This is a genomic window from Mesorhizobium sp. M5C.F.Ca.IN.020.32.2.1 (genome assembly GCF_004023105.1).
GTDB lineage: Bacteria > Pseudomonadota > Alphaproteobacteria > Rhizobiales > Rhizobiaceae > Mesorhizobium > Mesorhizobium wenxiniae.
In genome coordinates this window covers 1-2062 of record NZ_RZSX01001023.1, presented here as the reverse complement: position 1 = coordinate 2062, position 2062 = coordinate 1, and the positions used below count along the sequence as shown (strand labels likewise).

The window sequence follows — 2062 nt, the reverse complement described above, 5'->3', positions numbered from 1 at the left end:
CATCAAGCCGGCACCTGCCGAGGGCGCCGAGACCGCGCCGGAGATCAATGCCTGGGTGGTGATCAGGCCCGACGATACGGTTGTCATCCGCATCGCCCGTTCCGAGATGGGGCAGGGGACGTTGACCGGCCTGGCGCAACTCGTCGCCGAGGAGCTGAATTGCGACTGGTCAAAGGTCACGACCGAATATCCGTCGCCGGCCCAGAACCTCGCACGCGACCGCGTGTGGGGCAATTTCTCGACCGGGGGCAGCCGCGGTGTCCGCGAGTCGCACGAGTATGTGCGCATTGGTGGCGCCGTTGCGCGCGAGATGCTGATTGCCGCAGCGGCCGCCGAATGGGGCGTGCCGGCCAGCGAATGCACTGCAAGGATGGGCATGGTCACGCATGCAGCATCAGATCGCGCCACCTTTTATGGTCAGTTGGCCGCCGCCGCCGCGCGGATGACGCCGCCCGCCAACATCACGCTGAAGGACCCCAAGGATTGGACCATAGCCGGCAAGCCGCTGCCGCGGCTCGACACGGCCGACAAGCTCAACGGCAGCCAGGTTTACGGTGTTGATCTCAAGCTGCCGAACATGCTCAACGCGGCGATCCGGGCCTGTCCGTATTTCGGCGGCAAGGTGGAGAGCTTCGACGCGGCGGCAGTCGCAGGCATGCCCGGCGTGCGCACCGTCGTTCAGGTCGACGAAACCGCCGTTGCCGTTGTCGCCGACACGTGGTGGCGGGCGAAGACCGCTCTCGATGCCCTGCCGGTCGTCTGGGACGAAGGTCCCAACAGGCAGGTCACCAGCGCCTCGATCGCGGCGATGCTCGAAGAGGGCCTCGCCGCAAATGATGCCTTCATTGGCGCCGAGCAAGGTGACGCGGGTGCCGCCCTGTCCGCCGCCGGCCGGACGGTCACGGCGACCTATGCCTACCCCTATCAGAACCACGCGACCATGGAGCCGATGAACGCGACGGCGCTCTACACGCCGGAGCGCTGCGAGGTATGGGTGCCGACCCAAAATGGCGAGGCGAGCCTTGCTGCAGCGGCCGAGGCCGCAGGCCTGCCGGTGCAGCAATGCGAGGTGCACAAGATCCATCTCGGCGGCGGCTTCGGCCGGCGCGGCAACTTCCAGGACTATGTGCGCCAGGCGGTCAGCATTGCCAAGCAGGTGCCAGGAACGCCAGTAAAGCTTATGTGGTCGCGCGAAGAGGATATGCTGCACGGCGCCTATCACCCGACCACGCGATGCCGACTGACGGGCTCGCTTGACGCGGACGGCAACCTGACCGCTCTGCACATGCGCATATCCGGCCAGTCGATCCTTGCCGCAGTGCGGCCGGAAGGCATGCAGAACGGTATGGACCCGGTGGTCTTTCAGGGCCTCGTGCTCGCCGGCACGGAAGGCACGCTGGGATATACGGTGGACAATCTGCTTGTCGACCATGCGATGCGCAACCCGCCGATCCCGCCAGGATTCTGGCGCGGCGTGAACCTCAACCAGAACGCGCTCTACGTTGAGTGTTTCATGGACGAACTCGCCCATGCGGCCGGCGTCGACCCGCTCGCCTTCCGCCGCAAGCTGATGGCCAAACATCCGAAGCATCTCGCTGTGCTGGAGGCGGTTGCCGAACGGATCGGCTGGGACACCCCGGCCGCAGCGGGTGTTCACCGCGGGCTCGCGCAGATCATGGGTTTCGGCAGTTTTGTCGCGGCGGCAGCGGAGGTTTCGGTCACCGACGGGCAGCTCAGGATCCACCGCATTGTGGCGGCCACCGATCCGGGTCATGTCGTCAATCCCGCACAGGTGGAGCGGCAGGTCGAGGGCTCCTTCGTCTACGGCCTTTCCGCCTGCATTTACGGCGAGTGCACGGTCAATCGCGGCCGCATGGAGCAGGAGAACTTCGACAGCTACGAGGTTCTGCGCATGGCCGAGATGCCGGAGGTGGAGACGATCATACTGCCGTCCGGCGGCTTCTGGGGCGGCGTCGGCGAGCCGACCATAGCGGTCGCCGCGCCGGCCGTCCTCAATGCGATCTTCGCCGCCACCGGAAAGCGCATCCGCACACTGCCGTTG

At 66.2% G+C, this 2062-nt stretch carries 1 protein-coding gene; it reads left to right on the top strand.

Going from position 1 to position 2062, the window contains the following annotated elements:
• A partial coding sequence (locus tag EOA86_RS32315) for a molybdopterin cofactor-binding domain-containing protein (RefSeq protein WP_164892214.1) occupies window positions 1-2062 on the top strand: 2062 nt, incomplete at both ends.